Annotated in this window: 24 protein-coding genes and 1 pseudogene; 12 read left to right on the forward strand and 13 right to left on the reverse strand. The window is 64.9% G+C overall.

The genetic code is table 11. The annotated features are described in order from the left end of the window. Positions 1-61 precede the first annotated feature (61 nt). From BJF89_RS09490 to BJF89_RS09515, 6 genes are read left to right on the forward strand one after another with little or no spacing between them, the layout of a single operon-like run. Entirely contained in the window at positions 62-1285 is a 1224-nt protein-coding gene (locus BJF89_RS09490; protein WP_075814271.1) for an LLM class flavin-dependent oxidoreductase, read from the forward strand. Further along, entirely contained in the window at positions 1282-2337 is a 1056-nt protein-coding gene (locus BJF89_RS09495) for an ABC transporter substrate-binding protein (RefSeq protein WP_075814273.1), read from the forward strand. Before BJF89_RS09490 ends, BJF89_RS09495 begins: the two co-directional genes overlap by 4 nt. Beyond that, positions 2334-3215, forward strand: coding sequence for an ABC transporter permease (locus BJF89_RS09500; protein ID WP_075814275.1), 882 nt, complete (start codon positions 2334-2336; stop codon positions 3213-3215). The genes BJF89_RS09495 and BJF89_RS09500 overlap by 4 nt, the downstream gene beginning before the upstream one ends. After that, on the forward strand, positions 3194-3916 hold the full coding sequence (locus BJF89_RS09505) for an ABC transporter ATP-binding protein (RefSeq protein WP_075814277.1): 723 nt from the start codon (positions 3194-3196) through the stop codon (positions 3914-3916). Before BJF89_RS09500 ends, BJF89_RS09505 begins: the two co-directional genes overlap by 22 nt. A 27-nt stretch (positions 3917-3943) precedes the next feature. After that, positions 3944-5122 carry a serine hydrolase gene (locus BJF89_RS09510; RefSeq protein WP_075814279.1) on the forward strand — a complete coding sequence of 393 codons (1179 nt, stop codon included), beginning with the start codon at positions 3944-3946 and terminating at the stop codon, positions 5120-5122. A gap of 26 nt (positions 5123-5148) precedes the next feature. Next, on the forward strand, positions 5149-5802 hold the full coding sequence (locus tag BJF89_RS09515; protein ID WP_075814281.1) for a DUF1345 domain-containing protein: 654 nt from the start codon (positions 5149-5151) through the stop codon (positions 5800-5802). A gap of 5 nt (positions 5803-5807) precedes the next feature. Here the strand turns inward: BJF89_RS09515 and BJF89_RS19505 are convergent, their stop codons facing one another. From BJF89_RS19505 to BJF89_RS18860, 8 genes and pseudogenes are all read right to left on the reverse strand, one after another. Next, a complete protein-coding gene (locus BJF89_RS19505) occupies positions 5808-6239 on the reverse strand; it encodes an SIP domain-containing protein (RefSeq protein ID WP_255372573.1) in 432 nt (143 codons plus the stop codon). Continuing rightward, positions 6164-6703 (reverse strand): siderophore-interacting protein, encoded by a 540-nt coding sequence (locus BJF89_RS19510; protein WP_255372574.1) that lies wholly within the window; start codon positions 6701-6703, stop codon positions 6164-6166. Before BJF89_RS19510 ends, BJF89_RS19505 begins: the two co-directional genes overlap by 76 nt. A gap of 65 nt (positions 6704-6768) precedes the next feature. Next, on the reverse strand, positions 6769-7611 hold the full coding sequence (locus BJF89_RS09525) for an ABC transporter ATP-binding protein (RefSeq protein WP_075814283.1): 843 nt from the start codon (positions 7609-7611) through the stop codon (positions 6769-6771). Continuing rightward, positions 7608-8716, reverse strand: a pseudogene (locus BJF89_RS09530) (FecCD family ABC transporter permease). Before BJF89_RS09530 ends, BJF89_RS09525 begins: the two are co-directional and overlap by 4 nt. A gap of 83 nt (positions 8717-8799) precedes the next feature. Then, positions 8800-9897 carry an iron ABC transporter permease gene (locus tag BJF89_RS09535; RefSeq protein ID WP_083650616.1) on the reverse strand — a complete coding sequence of 366 codons (1098 nt, stop codon included), beginning with the start codon at positions 9895-9897 and terminating at the stop codon, positions 8800-8802. Positions 9898-10046: 149 nt separating this feature from the next. Next, a complete protein-coding gene (locus tag BJF89_RS09540; RefSeq protein ID WP_075814285.1) occupies positions 10047-10367 on the reverse strand; it encodes a hypothetical protein in 321 nt (106 codons plus the stop codon). A gap of 343 nt (positions 10368-10710) precedes the next feature. Beyond that, the gene (locus tag BJF89_RS09545) at positions 10711-11109 is read right to left on the reverse strand and encodes a hypothetical protein (RefSeq protein ID WP_075814287.1); all 399 of its coding nucleotides are present in this window, start codon (positions 11107-11109) and stop codon (positions 10711-10713) included. A 390-nt stretch (positions 11110-11499) separates the two neighbouring features. Then, positions 11500-11799 carry a hypothetical protein gene (locus tag BJF89_RS18860; protein WP_075814289.1) on the reverse strand — a complete coding sequence of 100 codons (300 nt, stop codon included), beginning with the start codon at positions 11797-11799 and terminating at the stop codon, positions 11500-11502. A gap of 731 nt (positions 11800-12530) precedes the next feature. Here BJF89_RS18860 and rplN point away from each other — a divergent pair. The 6 genes from rplN (at position 12531) to BJF89_RS09580 (ending at position 15204) form a co-directional block, all read left to right on the forward strand. After that, the gene (gene rplN, locus BJF89_RS09555; RefSeq protein ID WP_038546346.1) at positions 12531-12905 is read left to right on the forward strand and encodes a 50S ribosomal protein L14; all 375 of its coding nucleotides are present in this window, start codon (positions 12531-12533) and stop codon (positions 12903-12905) included. Positions 12906-12908: 3 nt separating this feature from the next. Continuing rightward, positions 12909-13223: a 50S ribosomal protein L24 gene (gene rplX / locus BJF89_RS09560; protein WP_038546349.1), complete on the forward strand. Its 315-nt coding sequence runs from the start codon at positions 12909-12911 to the stop codon at positions 13221-13223. Next, on the forward strand, positions 13223-13795 hold the full coding sequence (rplE, locus tag BJF89_RS09565) for a 50S ribosomal protein L5 (protein ID WP_038546352.1): 573 nt from the start codon (positions 13223-13225) through the stop codon (positions 13793-13795). Before rplX ends, rplE begins: the two co-directional genes overlap by 1 nt. A 166-nt stretch (positions 13796-13961) precedes the next feature. Continuing rightward, positions 13962-14525, forward strand: coding sequence for a TetR/AcrR family transcriptional regulator (locus BJF89_RS09570; RefSeq protein ID WP_158026055.1), 564 nt, complete (start codon positions 13962-13964; stop codon positions 14523-14525). Further along, a complete protein-coding gene (locus BJF89_RS09575; protein WP_075814293.1) occupies positions 14522-14887 on the forward strand; it encodes a multidrug efflux SMR transporter in 366 nt (121 codons plus the stop codon). The genes BJF89_RS09570 and BJF89_RS09575 overlap by 4 nt, the downstream gene beginning before the upstream one ends. Continuing rightward, positions 14887-15204 carry a multidrug efflux SMR transporter gene (locus tag BJF89_RS09580; RefSeq protein WP_075814295.1) on the forward strand — a complete coding sequence of 106 codons (318 nt, stop codon included), beginning with the start codon at positions 14887-14889 and terminating at the stop codon, positions 15202-15204. Before BJF89_RS09575 ends, BJF89_RS09580 begins: the two co-directional genes overlap by 1 nt. Here the strand turns inward: BJF89_RS09580 and BJF89_RS09585 are convergent. The 5 genes from BJF89_RS09585 to BJF89_RS09605 form a co-directional block, all read right to left on the reverse strand. Beyond that, positions 15164-15478, reverse strand: a complete 315-nt coding sequence (locus BJF89_RS09585; RefSeq protein WP_075814297.1) for a hypothetical protein — start codon at positions 15476-15478, stop codon at positions 15164-15166. The genes BJF89_RS09580 and BJF89_RS09585 overlap by 41 nt on opposite strands. A gap of 343 nt (positions 15479-15821) precedes the next feature. Beyond that, entirely contained in the window at positions 15822-16256 is a 435-nt protein-coding gene (locus BJF89_RS09590) for a riboflavin kinase (protein ID WP_075814299.1), read from the reverse strand. A 21-nt stretch (positions 16257-16277) separates the two neighbouring features. Then, on the reverse strand, positions 16278-17324 hold the full coding sequence (locus BJF89_RS09595; protein ID WP_075814301.1) for an LLM class flavin-dependent oxidoreductase: 1047 nt from the start codon (positions 17322-17324) through the stop codon (positions 16278-16280). 1 nt (position 17325) lies between these two features. Then, positions 17326-17514: a tautomerase family protein gene (locus tag BJF89_RS09600; protein WP_075814303.1), complete on the reverse strand. Its 189-nt coding sequence runs from the start codon at positions 17512-17514 to the stop codon at positions 17326-17328. Between the two features lie 6 nt (positions 17515-17520). Continuing rightward, on the reverse strand, positions 17521-19005 hold the full coding sequence (locus tag BJF89_RS09605; protein WP_075814305.1) for an aldehyde dehydrogenase: 1485 nt from the start codon (positions 19003-19005) through the stop codon (positions 17521-17523). Between the last annotated feature and the right edge of the window lie 25 nt (positions 19006-19030).

Here is a 19030-nt window from a genome sequence, read left to right on the forward strand (position 1 = left end):
GTTTCGTTCAGCGGGAACGGAAGTGTAGGACCAAAAGTAGACAGAGTGGTTCACTCGTGCCATGCCACGACACGATGAACCCCCACAGACCCCCGACCACCCTGAACTGACCTTCCACTGGTACCTGCCGCCTTTCGTCGACTCACGCTACGTCGTCGGCGGCGGACCCGGCGGCAGGGTCGCGGCCCACGGTCGCGACGGACTGCCCGACCGCGCGGTGGACGCCAGATACCTCACGCAGCTCGCCCTGGCCGCAGAACAGAATGGTTTCGACAGTGTGTTGATCCCGGTCGGACTGTGGTGCGAGGACCCCTGGTTGATAGCCACCAGCCTGCTCGGTGCCACGGAACGGTTGAAGTTCCTGGTGGCGGTCCGTCCCGGCCTGGCCACCGCCCTGAAAGAAGCGCAGTCCGCCGCCACATTCCAACGACTGTCCGGAGACAGGTTGCTCATCAATGTCGTCACGGGTGGGGAACCGGCCCAGCAACGTGCCACCGGCGACCGCGTGCCCAAAGCCGAGCGCTATGAGCGCACCGCCGAGTACCTCGACGTGTGGAAGCAGCTCTGGACCAGCCCCGAACCGGTCGACTACGCCGGACGTCACGTCGACATCCGGGGTGCCAGACTTCCGGTCCGTCCGGCGACCGTGCCGCCGGTGTACTTCTCCGGATCCTCCCCGGAGGCGGTGCGGGTCGCCGCCGACCACGCCGACACCTACCTCACCTGGGGCGAACGCCCCCGGGACGTCGGGAAGAAGCTCCATGAACTGCCCGGTGCACGGGGAGGGCTCCGGGTACACGTCATCGCCCGGGAAACGTCGGATCAGGCGTGGGACGCCGCAGCACAGCTGCTGACCCATGTCTCCGAGTCCGACGTCCGGGCAGCTCAGGAGGCGATCGCATCCTCGGAGTCGGAGAGTCAACGGCGTATCGCCGAACTCCACGGCCGTGGCTCGGCCTTCCGTCGGGGAGATGACGTCCGCGCCCTGCAGATCCACCCGGGCCTGTGGACCGGCGTCGGCCTGGTCCGGGGTGGGGCGGGAACGGCGCTGGTCGGATCCTATGACGAGGTCGCCGACCTCGTCGCCGAGTACCAGCGCGAGGGCGTCACCGAGTTCGTCCTGTCCGGATACCCGCACCTGGAGGAGACCTACCACGTCGGGGAAGGGGTCATTCCCGCGCTCCGTCGCCGCGGTTACCCGGTCACCCACCACGGTGGGCCGCTGGTCTCCGACTCGGCCTCCGGTTCGGACTCTGAGACCCGGGAGGAGGTGAAGAGCGCATGAGAATCGTCCGGAAGAACACGGCGTCCGGGACGGTCACGCTCGTCGCGCTGACCTCGCTCACCGCGCTGGCGGTCAGTGGCTGCAACGCCGTGGGCTCCGATGCCGGAGGTGACGACTACGACGAGACGGCCGTGATCTCCGACGCGGTGGACAAGGACACCGTCCTGCGCATCGGCGACCCCCGCACCCAGGTCGCGCTCGAGGCGTCCGGTCTGATCGACGAGCTGGACTTCACCCCGGAATGGGCGAACATCGACGGCGGACCGAAAACCCTCGAGGCCTTCCGCGCCGATGCACTGGACGTGGGCGCCGTCGCCGACATCCCGCCCCTGTTCGCCACGTGGACGAACACACCGGTGCGCATCGTCTCCGCGCGCCGCACCGTCGACCCGCTGGAGCACCCGACCTACGAGCTGGGGGTCGCGCCGGGTGCCGATGTCCGCGAGCCGGCTGACCTGAAGGGCAAGCGTATCGCCTACAGTCCGGGACAAGCGCAGGGGGCGCTGGTGCTGCGTGTCCTCGAGGAGGCGGGCCTGTCCCAGGACGACGTCGACCTTGTGGAACTGCAGAGTACCGACGACACCTTCGTCAACGTCATCGCCAAGGGGGAGGTCGACGTCGCCCCGCTCGGCATCGAACAGGCGCGGTCCTACCTGGCGAAATACGAACAGGACGGGGCGAGCACCATCGCCCCCGGGGTGCCCGACGACCCCTGGCACCTGTACGTGCCGACCACCACGCTGCAGGACGGGAAGAAGACCGCGGCACTCAAGCAGTACGTGCAGGTCTGGAACAAACTCAACCTGTGGATCAACGACCACCGTGAGGAGTACGCGGACCTCTACCTCGTCGACCACCAGGGGCTCTCGGAAGCGGACGCCCGGTACGTCGTCGACCGGCAGGGGGACTTCGCGGTTCCACAGAACTGGGACGGGTTGATCAGCGAACACCAGGCGACCGCGGATCTGCTGTCGCAGGAACAGGATCATCCGGAGATCGAGGTCGACGACCTTTACGACCGACGTTTCGAACCCGAGGAGTTGGCGGCATGACCACCACATTGGAGCACACGGTACGAACGAATGATCCGTCGCAGCAACCACCTGCCCCGCCCCCGGGGTCTGCGGGTGACGGGCCTGAGGACGTCCGGCCCCGGCGTCGGAACTACGGGCCGGGCGGTCGCCTGACACTCGGTCGTGGACTCGGAGTCCTGATCCTCCTACTGGCGTGGGCCGGTGGGTCGGCGACAGGGCTGATCGACCCGCGGATCATGGCGGCCCCCTGGCAGGTCGTGGCGGCCGGCGCTGACCTCGTGGAGTCGGGCCGACTTCAGGAATCACTGGTGGCGTCGCTGACCCGTGCGGGCGCCGGGATCGCCCTGGGGGTCGTCGCCGGCGTCATCCTGGCCACCGCGGCCGGGCTGTCACGTTGGGGAGAATCACTGATTGACGGTCCGGTCCAGGTCAAACGGTCCATCCCGACGCTGGCTCTGATGCCGCTGCTGATCCTGTGGTTCGGGATCGGTGAAGAAATGAAGGTCACCACCATTGCCCTGGCCACGGTGATCCCGGTCTACATGAACACCTTCGACGGGCTCCGGTCGATCGACCGGAGGTTCGTCGAACTCGCCAGCACTCTGGAGGTCGGTCGCGTGGAATTCCTGCGTCGGGTGATCCTCCCCGGCTCCATGCCTGGCGTGATTCTGGGGCTGCGGTACGGAGTGACCGCCGGTCTGCTGGCTCTGGTCGTCGTGGAGCAGGTGAACACGACGTCAGGCCTGGGCTACATGATCACTCTGGCGTCGAACTACGGGCAGACGGAGATCATCGTCGTCGGCCTGGTCACCTATGCGGTGCTCGGTGTCGCTGCCGACGCAGCAATTCGCGCAGTAGGACGGAGGGCGTTGTCATGGCGACGGACGATCAGCTGAATGCGGTGACGGGGAGGGGCACAGTCAGTGTGCGGAATCTCCACCGTTCCTTTGACGGCACCGCCGACATCCTGGCGGGAGTGGACCTGGACATCGGCGCCGGCGAGTTCGTTGCACTACTGGGACGCAGCGGGTCCGGGAAATCGACCTTGCTGCGTGCACTCGCCGGGCTGGACAGCGATGTCACGGGCCACGGCGTGGTCGAGGTGCCCGAGCGGGTGTCGGTGGTATTCCAGGATTCCCGGCTCGTGCCGTGGCTCCGCATCGCCCAGAATGTCGCCTTCGGCCTGCCGTCGGGCGGGGTGACCACGAGGAATGTCCGCGATGCACTCGCAGAGGTCGGACTGTCAGGTCGTGAACGTGCCTGGCCGGTTGAACTGTCCGGTGGTGAGCAGCAGCGCGCCGCACTGGCCCGGGCGCTGGTCAGGGAACCGGAGCTGTTGTTGGCCGATGAGCCGTTCGGTGCTCTGGATGCCCTGACCAAGATCCGGATGCACGGACTGCTGCGGGACCTCGTTGCCCGTCACCGGCCGTCGGTGCTGATGATCACCCATGACGTCGATGAGGCCGTCACCCTCGCCGACCGCGTCATCGTCCTGAAGGACGGGCAGCTGAGCCTCCAGTGCACCACGGACGGAAAGAATCCCGATGACCTGCGGTCCCGTCTGCTGGAGGAACTCGGGGTGGAGACCGTGGCATGAGGGCGTCGGACGTGCCACACTTCGGGGATGACCGACTCCACAGTTCTTGACACCGTCGCAGGCCTCCTGCAGGACAGGGTCCGCGACGGTCGGCTGCCCGGCGCCGTCGCCGCGTACCACCGTGGTGGCCGATACGGCGGGGCGGGCCCGGTCACCGAGACCGCCGCCGTCGGGGTGCAGGACCTGGCGTCGGGCGAACCGATGTCGCCCGACTCGCTGTTCTTCTGGGACTCGCTGAGCAAGCCCGTGACCGCCGCCGTGGCATTGACACTCGTCGCAGAGGGCAGCATCGCCCTGGACACACCGTTGTCACGGTGGTTACCGGAGCTGGACGGTGCCGAGAAACCCGAGGTACTCCGTGACCCTGCCGGACCCCTGGATGATCCCGCGAACCTGATTCCGTGTGCGTATCCGGCCACGGTCGAGGACCTGCTGGCCCTGCGCGGTGGACTGGGATTCACCCCGGACTTCGAATCGCCGTTCTGCCGGAGGTTGTTCACCGTCCTGCAGGAGGAGACCCTCGGACGCTCCGTGAGCAGGGAGGAATACCTCGCTGCCGCGGCCACGCTACCCCTGGCCCATCAACCCGGGCACGGATGGACCTACAACTCCGGAAGTACCCTGCTGGGGCTGCTGTGCGAACGTGTGGCGGACCAGCCGCTCGACCAGCTGACGCAGGACCGGCTGTTTACGCCGCTCGGCATCGGTGACACCACGTGGTGGGTGGACCAGCAGAGGCTCGACCGGTTCACCGCCCGCTACGCCGACGGAGAGGAGGGCTTGAGCCTGGTCGATCCTCCTGACGGTGTTTATGCCGCACCACCAGCGTTCCCTGATGCGGCAGGTGCCCTCGTCGGTCCGGTGGGCGACTGGATCACCTTCGCCCGCATGCTGCTCGGCGGCGGCGAAGTGGACGGCACGAGGATCCTGCCGGCAGCACTGGTGGCGGCGATGATGACCGACCAGCTGTCGCCTGCGCAGCGGGAGATGTCGGGCTTTTTCCTGACCGACGGTGAAGGCTGGGGCTACGGCGGCAGCGTACGTCCCGACGGGACATACGGCTGGGCCGGTGCCGCCGGAACCTGGGCACGGGTCAACCCACGGACCGACGAGGCAGTCGTCGTGTTCACCCAGCTGGCGTTGCACGGCCCCGAGGGTGGTGGACTTTTCGACGAGATCGAGCAGATCGTCGGCGCTGCGTGGTGACGCGGGCACGGATCTAGACTCGTGTCATGGGAGTTGCCGTACCGTCTCTGCTGCGCACCACCAAAGCGCAGGTCGTCACCGCCGCCGTCGCCGGTGTGCTGGGGTATGCCGTGGTCGGGGCTTTCGTGGACACGGCGATGGGGATCATGGGTGGCATCACCCTGGGAGAGGTCGTGTTCCTGACCCTGTCGTCCACCACTCTGTGGCCGATGACTCCGCGGGACACCGCGGACTCCGCGACCCGCGAGGACCTGGCCCCGTTCGCTGACGAGATGCTTGTGGCGGTCGCAGCGGTCCTGGCGATGGTCAGCGTGGTCACCCTGCATCTGGGAGCCAGCGGGAGTGGGTCCGACCATTCAGCGCAGGCGGTGATGACACTGGTCGGGGTGTTCGGTGCCTGGGCGTGCGTGCATCAGACGTACGCCGTCCACTATGCGCACCTCTACTACGTCGACGATGACGGGGGCATTGACTTCGGCCCGGACGGGACGCCGTCCTACGTGGACTTCCTGTACCTCAGCTACGCCGTCGGAATGACCTACGGGGTCACGGATTCCACCGTGACCTCACGGGACATCCGGAAGGTCGTCCTGCGGCACAGCCTGCTGTCCTTCATCTTCGGAATGGTGATCCTCGGAGCGGCGATCAACCTCGTTACCGGTATCTTCGGGTTGGGCTGATCCGTCTACGGGCGGGGCCGGCCCTCGATCCAGTAGGCGACCCAGTCCACGAAGGCGGTGTCGACGTTCCACTCGTCCACGGCGATGCCTCGCACGGTTTTCGTCATCCCGACTTCTCCGCTGGCCCACACGTACTCCACGGATGCTGACGGGTGCCCGGATTCCGCCGCCTCGCGGAGATGAGTGGCGACGGCCTCGGACTCCATCCCCGGTGTGGTGTAGATGATCTGCAGGGACGCCACCCGGTCAGACCAGTCCTCCGCCAGCCCGCTTTCCAGGTCGTCGGGGGAGTGGGCGACGACGACAAGGTGGTACCTCGCGAGGTCGTCGGGGTGGTGGTCGTCGGTGAACTCGAGGACTGTCAGCAGAGCGGGGACGGCTGACGGGTCGGCGACGAAGAGGGGCGTTCGGCGTGGCGGATCCAGATGGCGTTGCACAGCCAGACCCCGGCGGTGGCGCCGGGGCGGACCTGTGAGACCCAGCTGGCACCGGGGCCCGGGTGGTCGTCGTGCATCACCACGTCGACGTCGATCTCCCCCTCATCCTGCCGCAGGTGGCGCACGGTGTACCACCGCAGCCCCGGACGTACCGTCTCATCGATATCTGCGACGGCGGCGCGGATGTTCCGTCCCGCGGTGTCGAACGGTTGGAAGTCGTGGCCCGGCTGGGGCATGAGCAGGCCGAAGAACTCGTCGGGCCCGGTGAGTTCCAGTTCCCTGAATTCGGGGGAGGACAGCGTGAGACGCCGGAGGTTCGGGGCGATCAACTCGTTGGCGGTCACCGTGACCGGGACGAGTCGCCCACCGAACTCGTCGGCGGGCTCGGTGCCCTCAGACGGATCACGTCGCGGGTGCTCCCGGAGTTCGGTGTCGCGGACGGCGGTGGCGGGTGTGGTGGCCATGGTGGTGATGCTCCTGTCTACTGTGTTTCTGGTGCTTCCGGGATCCTCGGGACCCTCGGGTGCCTCTAGGTGGCGTCGTCGCCGAGGTGGTCGCCGGTCTCGGGTGGGGCGGACGGGACAATCAACGGGCCGCCGACCACCGGATCGTCAATGACGACGGCATCGAGGTTGAAGACGTCTTTGAGCAGGCGGGAGGTGATGATCTCGCCGGGACTGCCGGCCGCCTCGACCGCACCGTCACGCATGACCACCAGGTGGTCGGAGTAGCGTACGGCGAGGTTGAGGTCGTGCAGCACCATGACCACGGTACGGTCGAGACGTCCCTTGAGCTCCCGGACGAGGTCGAGGACCTCGATGGAGTGGGAGAGGTCGAGGTAGGTCGTCGGCTCGTCGAGGAAGAGGACCTCGGTGTGCTGCGCCAGGACCATGGATATCCACACCCGCTGGCGCTGGCCGCCGGACAGTGAATCCACGGGACGGTCGGCGAGGTTGGCGACCGACGTCATCTCGAGGGCCGCCATGACCTCCTCTTCATCCGTGGACGACCACTGCCTGATCCAGCTCTGGTGGGGGTGACGGCCACGCGAGACCAGGTCGGAGACGACCAGGCCGGGTGGGGCGACCGGTGACTGCGGGAGTACACTGATGATCTTGGCGAGGTCCTTGCGTTTCATGCCGCTGATGTCGGTGGAGTCGAGGTGGACGTCGCCCGCCCGGGAGGGCAGGAGCCGAGCCAGTGACCGGAGCAGCGTGGATTTTCCGCACCCGTTGGGACCGATGATGGTCGTCACTTTGCCTCCGGGGATGTCCAGCGACAGGTCGTCGATGATCGGAGCACCCTTGCCGTAGCCGACGGTGAGGCCGGAGGCGGTGATGGTGTTGGTCTGTGTAGTCTTCTGGGTGCTCATTCGGTGGAGGCCCTCCGGTTGTTCTGGACGAGCAGGTAGATCAGGAACAGGCCGCCGACTGCGGAGGTCAGCAGTCCCACGGGGAGTTCGACGGGAAGAAGTGACTGGGTCGCCATGTCGGCGAGGAGCAGCAGGCAGGACCCGAACAGTGCGGACGCCAGCAGCGGTGGGGTCGACCGTCCGCAGAGCCGTTGAGCGATCTGCGGGGAGACGAAGGCGACGAAGCCGATGGGGCCGGCCGCGGAGACGGCGACGGCGGCCAGTGCGACGGAGAACACCAGAAGCGCGACCTGGACCCCGGTGACGTTCTGGCCGAGTGACCGGGCCACGTCGGGGCCGAGCACCCCGGCGAGCAGCTGGAACGAGATCCAGGCGAAGATCGGTGCCCCGATCAGCACCAGGAGGATGACCGGCAGTGCCCGGGTCCAGTTGGTCGCGTTCAGTGACCCGGAGAGCCACATCTGTGCCGTGGTGGCGTCGCGTAGGTCGGCGCGGGTCATCAGGAAGTTGATGAAAGCCATCAGCAGTGCGGAGATGATGATGCCGGAGAGCACGAGACGGAACGGGTCCATGCCACGGCGGTAGGCGAGGATCCAGATGGCCAACCCGGTGAGCAGTCCACCCGCGAGGGCTGCGACGGGGATGCCGACGCCGGAGAGCCACCCGACGAGGCCGCCGGAGGCGCCGCCGCCGAGCACGATGATCGTCACCGCCATCGCGGAGGCGCCGGTGGTGATGCCGAGGATGTCGGGGCTTGCCAGGGCGTTGCGGGTGACCGACTGGGTGAGGGCACCTGACAGGCCCAGGGCGGCGCCGACGACGATGCCGGTGACGGATCTGGCATGCGCCAGTCGAAGACGACGAGTTCCTCGATGCGGGAGGGCTCGACGATGAGGTCGCGGAGACCGGCCAGATGCAGGGAGTCGAAGAGCCGGGCGCCGATGATCTCGGCGACACGGATCGGGGTCAGCGGATAGTCGCCGAGGCAGATGGACAGCAGGAACAGGATGACGGCCATGACGGCCAGCAGGACCGTCACGAAGAAGTGGCGGGGGCGCCACACGGTGGACAGTGCGCCGAGCCGGAATGCGGGACGTCCTGGCACCCGGGAATTGTGGACCCAGGTGCGCCGGGGCTTCCGCTGGGACTTCTGCGGGGTCTCCGTGTCGGCGGTCGTACCGGTGGGGGTCACAGTTGCACGACCTTTCTGCGGACGAGCATGTAGATGAACAACGGCGCGCCCACGAACGCGAGGACGATGCCGACCTGGAGTTCACCGGGGCGGGCTACGAGGCGACCGAGGACGTCGGCGTAGATCAGGAGGGTCGCGCCGCCGAGCGCCGAGTACGGCAGGATCCAGCGGTAGTCCGGTCCGGTGATCGAACGTACGAGGTGGGGGACCACGAGGCCGAGGAAGGCGATGGGGCCTGCGGCGGCGGTGGCGGATGCCGCAAGCAGTGCGATGACGACCATGCCGATGAGTCGGGCGACACGGGTGTTGATGCCCAGGGCGGTGGCCACGTCGTCACCGAGGTTGAGGAGGTTGAGCTGGGGGCCGGTGGCGAAGGCGAGGAGCAGGCCGATGACGATGACCGGGAGCACGCCCCAGAACACCCCCATGTCCCGTCCCGCCACAGAGCCCACGGTCCAGAAGCGCATACGGTCCAGGTTGTTCTCGTCGGTGAGGACGAGGGCGCTGATGATCGCCTGGAGGACGGCGTTCATCGCGGCGCCGCCGAGGATCAGCGTCAGCGGGTGGACGTTGCCGCCACCGACGGAGGCGAGGCCGAAGACGATGAAGGTCGCGACGATGGCGCCACCGAAAGCCCATGCTGCGGTGGCGCCCGTACCGGTGACGTTGAAGAGGGCGAAGCTGGTGACGACGGCCAGTGACGCTCCGGCGGAGATACCGAGAATACCGGGGTCGGCCAGCGGGTTGCGGGTGTGGCCCTGGATGAGTGCTCCCGCGACTCCCAGCGCCGCGCCGACGACGATGCCGATGAGGGTCCGGGGGAATCGGAGTTCGGCGATGACCTGGAGGTCGGGGTTGTCGATACGGTCGGCGCCCAGAGCGGAGGGTAGTTGGCGCAGTGCGTCCAGGAGGACGTCGCTGGGGATGACACGGGAACCGTAGGCGAGACTGAGCAGGAAACCGACAACGAGGAGGACGGTGAGCCCCAAGAGGCCGAGGAGTCTGCGCCGACGGAGGTTCGCTGCCGCCGACACGGTGGGCCGGGGACGTGTCGGGCCCGGTGGTTCGGGGACGTCTGTGGTTCCCGTCGTCATCGGGCCCCTTTCGCTCGTGGGAAAGAGCGTGGTGGCACAGAAGAACCCCTGCCTCCACGCTCGAGGATAGGTTCACCTTAGATCGTAGGTGAGCCTCGCGCAATGAAAGCAGGGGCTGTGCCCGGGCCTGGTGCTGACAGGCGATGGGCCTAGATGAACGCCAGGATGGCACCGATCAGGCCGATGATTCCGGCGACAGCGCCCGCGACGTCGCCGATGTTGCCGATCCCGTTGACCCAGTCGCCGTCACCGCCGAAGGAACCGAGGATGCCGTCTTCCTCGAAGAGGTCGTTGAGGGAGCCGGTGATCTCCGAGGTGGAGGACCCCTCGCCGGAGCCTTCCTCGGAGGACTGGGAGATCGAGCTGGCAGGCAGGTCGGTGGATCCTTCCTGTGCGGAGGCGACGCCGACACCGGCGAAGGCGACAGTGGCGGCGGTGGCGCCGGCCAGGAGGGTCTTCTTGAGCTTCATGTGTTGAGTCCTCTTGAGTCAGGGAGCGCCGACACGACAGTGCCGACGCGGAAGAACTTGTTTTACCTGATCCATAATCTGGTATCAGAGAGAAAATCTCCACACCGTGCGTCTGTTAATTCGCGCCCTGAGCGTGTCGGCAGGCTGCCGCGACACCACGATCGCGTACTTTATCTGCGGTAATGATGTTGTCGTCCGATCGTGGACGGTTGCAGGCGAACCACTCATTATGGGGGGCTTGGCGGGGGTCCACTCGATCCTCAGCGGATACGGGGGAAGAAACTGATACTGCAGACAGAACAACACCCCGTCACGGTGACGGGGTGTTGAGGGGGTGGCTGAACTAGCCGAGCTGGCTCTCGATGAAGTTCCGGCTGTTCTGCAGGACACCCTGGAAGGCGTCAGAGGCGTCAATGGCGGCAGTGTAGGCGCCGGCCAGAGTTGCCACGGCTGCGCCGCCGACGGCGAGGCTGACCAGGGCCTCGGTGGCCTTGCCGTAGTCGAACTGGTCACCGGTCCAGGAACCGAGGGCATCGGCGCCGGTGACGGATCCGAAGACGTCGCGCTCTGCGGAGAGTTCGGCGGAGCCTGCGGTCGGGGCGCTGCCGGAATCTTCGTTGGAGGCGGAGCTTCCGGTGCTGGCGTCGTCAGGCAGTTCCTCCTGTGCGGAGGCGACGCTGGTTCCGGCGATGGCGAGGGTGACGGCGGTTGCTGCGGTCAGAAAAGTCTTGCGGGTCTTCATGGCGATTCGCTCCTCTTGAGGATCGTTGGTGAGGGGTACGAATCAGAACTTAGCATGCCGGATGTGAGTCGGATACCGATATGTTCTTGCTGATCAGACGGTGAATACGGGGGAGGGTATCGGTTGTTTTGCGGTGTGCGCAGTGCGGCGCTGCCCGGACGCGGTACGGGGAGGGGTAATGGGAACAGCTGTGACAGGCGGCTGCGTGTGCGCCGGGATATTCAGAGAACGGTAACCGGGCGCGGATGGTCCGTGTGCACGCCGGTAGAGCTCAATCTGGAGTGTGTCCCACGAACGGGGGGTCCGGACACAGGAAACGGCCCCGACCATGTGGTCGGGGCCGCTTCTGGATGGCCCCGCAGGGGCCAGCATCATTGATGATGCGTCACATCAGAAGGGGAAGTTCGGGATCTTCCCGGCGATGTCGTCCACCATGTCCTGGAAGTCGTTCACGGCGTCGTTGATGTTCGGCAGGATGCTGATCGAGCCGGCCACAGCCTTGCCGAAGTCGTTGATGATGCCCAGGGTCTCGGTGGAGCCCTCCATGCTGCCGAGCAGCTCGGCGGAGGAGGAGGTCTCCTCGGTCGGCGGGGTCTCCGGGGTATCGTCCTGTGCGGAGGCGATGCCGGTGCCGGCGATGGCGACGGTGGTGGCGGTGGCTGCGGCGAGCAGGCCCTTCTTGAAGGTCATGTGTATATCCTCACTGAACTTGTGCGGCCGACCGGAGGTGCGGTTCTCCGGCCGGAGGCGGGGGTCCCGCCGTTCGTCGAAGAAGTTACCAGCGCTGCCGTGATCTGTCGTGGGGTAATTCCAAAGAAAATGCATCAGTGGGTAAAACCATCACTTGTGAGAGCCTTACCTGAGTAGGTCGAGGCAATCTCGTGGAGATGACTAGTTCATATGGATGTCACCTACGGGGCGGATTGCATGCGGTGTCTGGTGTTGTCATTCTTGATGGGCATTGGCGGCATCGTTCCAGATAGGGAGGTATATGCCCCGGCGGGTACTCGTGGTGACGCGTTGTGACGGCGGCTCTCCGGTGCAGTGCGCTTACACGAGGCGTGACGGGTGCGGGGATTGTGATGTAGTCAAAGTCGCAGTGTTACTGTGATATGTCGCACATCCCGCCGATCGGGGGTGGTGTGGCCTTTAGGCTCGCTCGTCATTCCGCCGATCGAGAGCCTGGAGAGACTCGGGCGGTGCCGGCTGCTCGTGGCGTTGACGGGATGGGTGATCGTCGGGTTTGGTCCGTGTCTCTGCCAGTGGCATACTTGAGCGGTTGCCTGTGGTCCACAGGTTCGTCCGCCGTGTCCTGTACGCCGGCGGGTGATCCTGAGTGGCCACGGAGAGGCACGGACCGCGCGCGTGAGGGTCGGTAATCCCACGCGCACAGAACTACTAGGTCTACAAGGAGACTAGAAGTGATTCAGCAGGAATCGCGTCTGAAGGTCGCCGATAACACCGGAGCCCGGGAAATCCTGGTCATCCGCGTGCTCGGCGGCTCCACCCGACGCTCCGGCGGCATCGGCGACGTCGTCGTCGCCACCGTCAAGGAAGCAGCCCCCGGTGGCGCCATCAAGTCCGGTGACATCGTCAAGGCCGTCATCGTGCGCACCAAGAAGGAGACCCGTCGTCCGGACGGCTCCTACATCAAGTTCGACGAGAACGCAGCCGTCCTGATCAAGGGCGTCGACAACAACGACCCGCGCGGCACCCGTATCTTCGGGCCGGTCGCCCGCGAGCTGCGTGACAAGCGCTTCATGCGCATCGTTTCTCTCGCTCCGGAGGTGCTGTAACTCATGAAGATCCGTAAGGGCGATACCGTCCTGGTCATCTCGGGCCCGGACAAGGGTGCCAAGGGCCGGGTCATCGAGGCCTACCCGCAGCGAGACAAGGTTCTTGTCGAGGGCGTCAACCGCATCAAGAAGCACGTCGTCAACTCCGCACCCGAGCGTGGCGCCGAGTCTGAGGGCATCGTCACCCAGGAGGCCCCCATCCACGTGTCCAACGTGATGGTCCTCGACGCTGACGGCGAGCCCACCCGCGTCGGCTACCGCTTCGATGAGGACGGCAAGAAGATCCGCATCTCCCGCCGCACCGGGAAGGACATCTGATGAGCGACAACTACACCCCCCGCCTCAAGACCCGCTACCGCGGCGAGATCCGGGAGACCCTGAACAACGAGTTCCAGTTCGACAACGTCATGCAGATCCCCGGCGTGACCAAGGTCGTCGTGAACATGGGTGTCGGCGAGGCAGCCCGCGACTCCAAGCTGATCAACGGTGCCATTAAGGACCTCACCCTGATCACCGGTCAGAAGCCGCAGATCCGCCAGGCCAAGAAGGCGATCTCGAACTTCAAGCTGCGTGAGGGCATGCCCATCGGCGCCCGCGTCACCCTGCGTGGCGACCGCATGTGGGAGTTCCTCGACCGTCTGCTGACCGTCGCCCTGCCCCGAATCCGCGACTTCCGCGGTCTCTCGGACCAGCAGTTCGACGGTAACGGCAACTACACCTTCGGTCTCAACGAGCAGTCCATGTTCTACGAGATCGACGTCGACTCCATCGACCGTCCCCGCGGTATGAACATCACCGTGGTGACCTCTGCGACCAACAACGACGAAGGCCGTGCGCTGCTGCGCGAGCTGGGCTTCCCGTTCAAGGCCGGCCAGAACGCCGAGAAGTAGTCTTCCGGCTGCGCCGAGATCATCTCGGCGGCACTGACGCCGTCCCACCCCGCTGACTCAGCGGAGTGGGACGGCGTTTTCTGTGCTGTGTGCAGGTCGTGTACCACTGATGTGCGAACGGGGCGGCGCAGTTTTTTTTACCTTCCGGATGGTAAAGTCAGCGGGCGTGAACAGCCAACGAACCAGCATTCTCGACGGTGCACTCCAGTTGCTGGATGAGTCCGCCGCGGGAGGGGGCCTGTCCCTCGACCGGGTCGCCAAACAGGTAGGAATCACGAAGCCGGGACTGATGTACCACTTCCCGTCCAAAGAAGCGCTGATGCTTGCCCTCGTCGACCATGTCGTCGACCGGTGGGAGAAGCAGCTCAACGACGCGCTCGGCGCTCCGGTGCAGGGGGCGGGACCTGTCGAGCGCATCACCGCCTATGCCGAGTTCACCCTGTCCTCCACCTTCGGCACGTCGGACATCGTGATGCTCGCCGACCCTCGGCTGCGCAAGCAGATGACCGCCCGGTGGCAGCAGCGCATCGCGCCCTGGGTCGTGATCGAGGAAGACACCCGTACCGGTCTCGACTCCTCGGCGCGTGCCCGGCTCAACGGTGTGCGGCTGATGGCGGACGGTGCATGGTTGGCGTCGGCCACCGGCGTCCTGGACCCCGGTGAGGAAGAACGCCTGGAGGTCCTCGAGGTCGCACGTGACATCCTGACGTCCTTGGAGGTGGACGGATGATCGGCTGGCTCACCCTGCTGGCGGCGATCTTCTCCGAGGTCGGCGCATCGCTCTCCCTGAAGGCGGCTGTGGACAACCCTGCCTGGTACATCACCGTCGTCCTCGGTTACACCTTCGCCTTCGTCATGCTCTTCCAGTCGCTGAAGGCGGGACTCGCGCTCGGCGTGGCCTACGGAGTCTGGGCGGCGTCCGGTGTGGCGTTGACGGCGATCCTCGCCTCGGCGGTCTTCGGCGAGCCGATGACCGCGATGAAGACCCTCGGTATCGTCCTGGTCATGGGCGGTGTGCTGCTCGTCGAGATCGGTTCGCAACGGGCGAACCAGCGTCGTCTCGACGAACAGGGGCAGCGAGGGGTGGCCTGATGGCGTGGGTCTTTCTCGTCGCCGCCGTCGTCTTCGAGGTGTCGGCGACCATCTGTCTACGCATGTCGGTCACAGGCACGAGGGCCTGGTACATTCCTGTCGGAGTGGGCTACGTCCTGGCGTTCACCGCACTGTCGTCTGCGCTTGTCCAGGGGATGGAACTGGGCGTGGCCTACGGGATCTGGGCAGCGACAGGGGTCGCGCTGACCGCGGTTCTCAGTCGTGCCTTCTTCAAGGAGCCGCTGACACTGTTGATGACCTGCGGCATCATCCTGATCATGGGCGGCGTGCTGCTCGTTGAACTCGGGAGTGTTTGACCAGGTGTTCCGCCGCCGCGGAGAGCTCGTCGCGGACGGCCGCCAGGTCTTCGGAGGAGGCGGTGTCCAGCATCGTCACGATGGTCTGGTGTGCTCTCGTCCGGTGCTCCCGGTCGTCGTCGTCCCATTCGCCGCTCACGTGGGCGGCGATCAGGTGCGCGTCATCATCCAGGGTGAGGGCAGCGTCCTGCGCCGTCGGTGCCGCGGTGGTCGTGGCGTCGATGTAGGTGCTGACGATGCCTCGCAGTTGCGGGGGAATGGATTCGGAGGACATGGAGTCCAGTGTTGCCGCGCAGCGGCGATGTTCGCAACCGCCCTACGTTGAAAGGTGCCCGAACCATGCCAGGGAGGCAAGAAGGTCGTTGGATGAACGACCAAACGCCATCCGCTCCGGAGTCGCACATGGCAGAGCCCTCAGGAGATCTACGGTAAAGCAGTACGAACAAGGGCATCGATCAGTCATGCAGGTGATGAGTGGCGCGCGACCGCCGGTAGCGCCAGAGGCTATCTTCCAGTTGTTAATCGCGCCTCCTTTCCTCGACGAGCCCGGTGAACCGCCGACCGCCGAATGTGTACAGACCCGATGATTCGGAACCGATCGGAATGGGAGACGTACGCTAATCGGACACGGTCACACCCGCAGTCAATTTTCGCGACTCTGCTGCATACATTCTGGTTACGGAGACATCTGTCTCCATGCAGTCGATAAGCTCGTCCAGTGACGCGAAATCCTGTTGACCACGGATGAAGCGTTCAAGATGAACCTCGAGATTCCTCTCGTACAGGTCGCCAGCGAAATCAAGAAGGAAAGCTTCTACTAGTAGTGGTCCCTGACGATCGTAGAATGTCGGACGTCTTCCCACAGACACGGTGCTGACGAAGCTGTTTCCGGTGGCCGAGTCTTCGACCCGGCCTGCCCACACACCGGTCAGATCTGTCTCCCTGGACCGAGAAACATCGGAGATGTCGATGTTCGCGGTCGGGAAACCGAGCTCCCGCCCGCGGCGATCACCGTGCTCCACAGTTCCGTGAATAACATGGATGCTACTCATACCGGATCCTCCTCAGCTCTCCTACTGGAAGTTCGGGACTACTTCGTCGATGAACAACTGCAGGGACTTCTTCTTCTCTTCGTGTGACATCGAGTTGTCCGTCCAGAAGGCGTACTCGTCGTATCCCATCTCTTCGTAAGATTTCAGGCGCCCGGTGATCTCCGCCGGAGTTCCGATCATTGCGCTGTGGTGCAGTGAGTCGACATCGAACTCCGGCCGGTCCTCAACCGTGGACAGCGGCTGTGGTTCAAGGAAGCCGTCCTCTGGAGATTCTTTTCCGAACGCCCACGAGCTGAAGGTGCGGTAGAAGCGGCTGACAGCATCGGCCCCGGGACGCCATCCCTCCGGATCGTCCGGCGAGTGGACGTAGGTGTGCCGCAGGACCATGATCTCGGGATTGTGGTCGGCTTCTGGGTGGGCTTCCACGGCCGCGTCGAATTTGTTCTTGAGGTCCTGCACTTCCGAGTCGTCCTTCATCAGAGGCGTGACCTGGACGTGACAGCCGTTGGCGATGGCGAATTCATGGGTTTCAGGTGTACGCGCAGCGACCCATGTTTTCGGTCCGGGCTGCTGCATCGGCTTCGGTACCGAGGTTGAAACCGGGAAGGACCAGTGCGCACCATCGTGGGCGTAGTCGCCTTCCCAGAGCTTCTTCACCGCTGGGATAAGTTCGCGGAGGTAAGTGCCTCCGTCCTTGGCCGACAGTCCGCCAGCCATGCGATCGAACTCAAACTGGTAGGCGCCGCGGGCGACACCAAGTTCTGCGCGACCGTCGCTGATGACGTCGAGGAGGGCCGTCTCGCCGGCAGCACGGATCGGATTCCAGAATGGAGCGATGATGGTGCCTGCACCCAGGCGGATGATGCTGGTCTGCGCTGCGAGAGATGCGAGAGCCACCATCGGGTTGGGGGCGACGGTGTACTCCATTGAGTGGTGTTCGCCGGTCCAGACAGTGCCGAAGCCTCCTTCTTCAGCCATTTTCACCAGCTCGACGAGGTTGTTCCAGTGCTCCTCGTGGCTGATGGAGTCATCCCAACGCTCCATGTGGATGAATAGTGAGAATCGCATGTCATTTCCTTTCTGTGATGGTGGTGTTTGTTCTCGCCCAAAGGTCAGGGGGGACCTCGCGGACGATTACGGTGATGTTTTCCGGAGCCGCGTCGACGGTGGACTCTGCTACACGGTGGAGACCGTCGATAAGATTCCGAAGTTGCTCGGGTGTTCTGCCTTGAGCGATGGATACGTCGATCAGTGGCACGGTGGTCTATCCCCTCATCACGAATGGATCAGCGACGGGGGCTTCGTCGGTGTTGATCCAGACGGACTTCAGTCGCGTGTACTCGCTCATTGATTCGATGCCGTGCTCGATACCGACCCCGGACTGCTTGAATCCCTGGCGCGGTGACATCGGTGACATCGCCCGGTAGGTGTTCACCCACACGGTCCCCGCCTCGAGACGCTGGGACATGCGCATGGCCCGTTGAAGGTTGGACGTCCAGACACCGGCCGCCAGGCCGTAGTCGGTATCATTCGCCAGGCGGAGAGCCTCATCTTCAGTGTCGAACGGGATGACCGCAGCCACCGGTCCGAAGATCTCCTCCTGACACACCCTCATGTCGTTGGTTGCGTCGGTGAGAACAGTGGGGGAGAGGAAGTAACCGGGAAGGTCCAAGCCTTCAGGACGGGTGCCTCCATAGTGCAGTGTGGCTCCCTCATTGACCCCGATGTCGACGTAGGACTTCACCTTGTTCAACTGGTCCTCGAACGCAAGCGGGCCGAGCTCGGTCTCGTCGGACAACGGGTCGCCGATCTTGATGGTGGAGGCACGGTGAGTGATCTTCTCCACCAATTCATCGTGAATGCTTCGGTGCGCGAAGATCCGTGAACCCGCGATGCAGGTCTGGCCGGCTGCGGCGAAGATGCCGGCCACTGCACCCATGGCGGCATTGTCGACATCTGCGTCTTCGAAGACGATGTTCGGGCTCTTGCCACCCAGCTCCAGGGTGCAGCCGATGAAGCGGGCCGCAGCACTGGCGGCGATGTTCGACCCGGTGCCCGTTGAACCGGTGAATGAGATCTTCGCCAGTTCCGGGGAATCGACCAGTGCGGCACCGGCTTCTCCACCGTATCCGGTGACGACGTTGACGACCCCGGCGGGAAAACCAGCTTCAACAGCGAGCTCTGCGAGACGAAGGATCGTCCGGGAAGTGTACTCACTCGGCTTGATCACAAGAGTGTTACCTGCGGCAAGAGCTGGTGCGAGCTTGGAGATTGTCAGCGTAAGCGGGGAGTTCCACGGTGTGATTGCTCCGACTACGCCCAAAGGCTCGCGCATGGTGAAGTTGATGATGTCCAGTGAGGATGCCGGGATCTGTGAGCCCTGCACCTTGTCCGCCAGCCCGGCGTAGTAGTAGAGATACTCCGGAACGTTCTTGAGCTGGCCGGTCATTTCGCGCAGCAGTTTGCCGTTGTCTAGGCTCTCGTACCGCGCGAGCTCGGGGCCGTTCTCGCCAATCAGGTCGCCGAGCCGCCGCAACAGATGGCCACGTTTCGTCGCTGTAAGACCGGCCCATGAAGGATTCCGGAAGGCTTTGTCGGCGGCTGCCACCGCGACGGCTACGTCTTCGGCTGTTCCGCGTGCGGCCTCGTACAGGGGTTCGAGTGTGGCAGGGTTCGTCGAGGTGAAGTATTCCCTGTCTGCCGGGCTGTGGTGTTCCCCGTTGATGAAGTGGGCGAGGCGTTCAGTCATGTGGTGCTCCTCTCGGTGGTGAAAA

Origin of the sequence: Corynebacterium sp. CNJ-954 (genome assembly GCF_001942345.1) — a bacterium.
In the GTDB taxonomy this organism is placed as follows: domain Bacteria; phylum Actinomycetota; class Actinomycetes; order Mycobacteriales; family Mycobacteriaceae; genus Corynebacterium.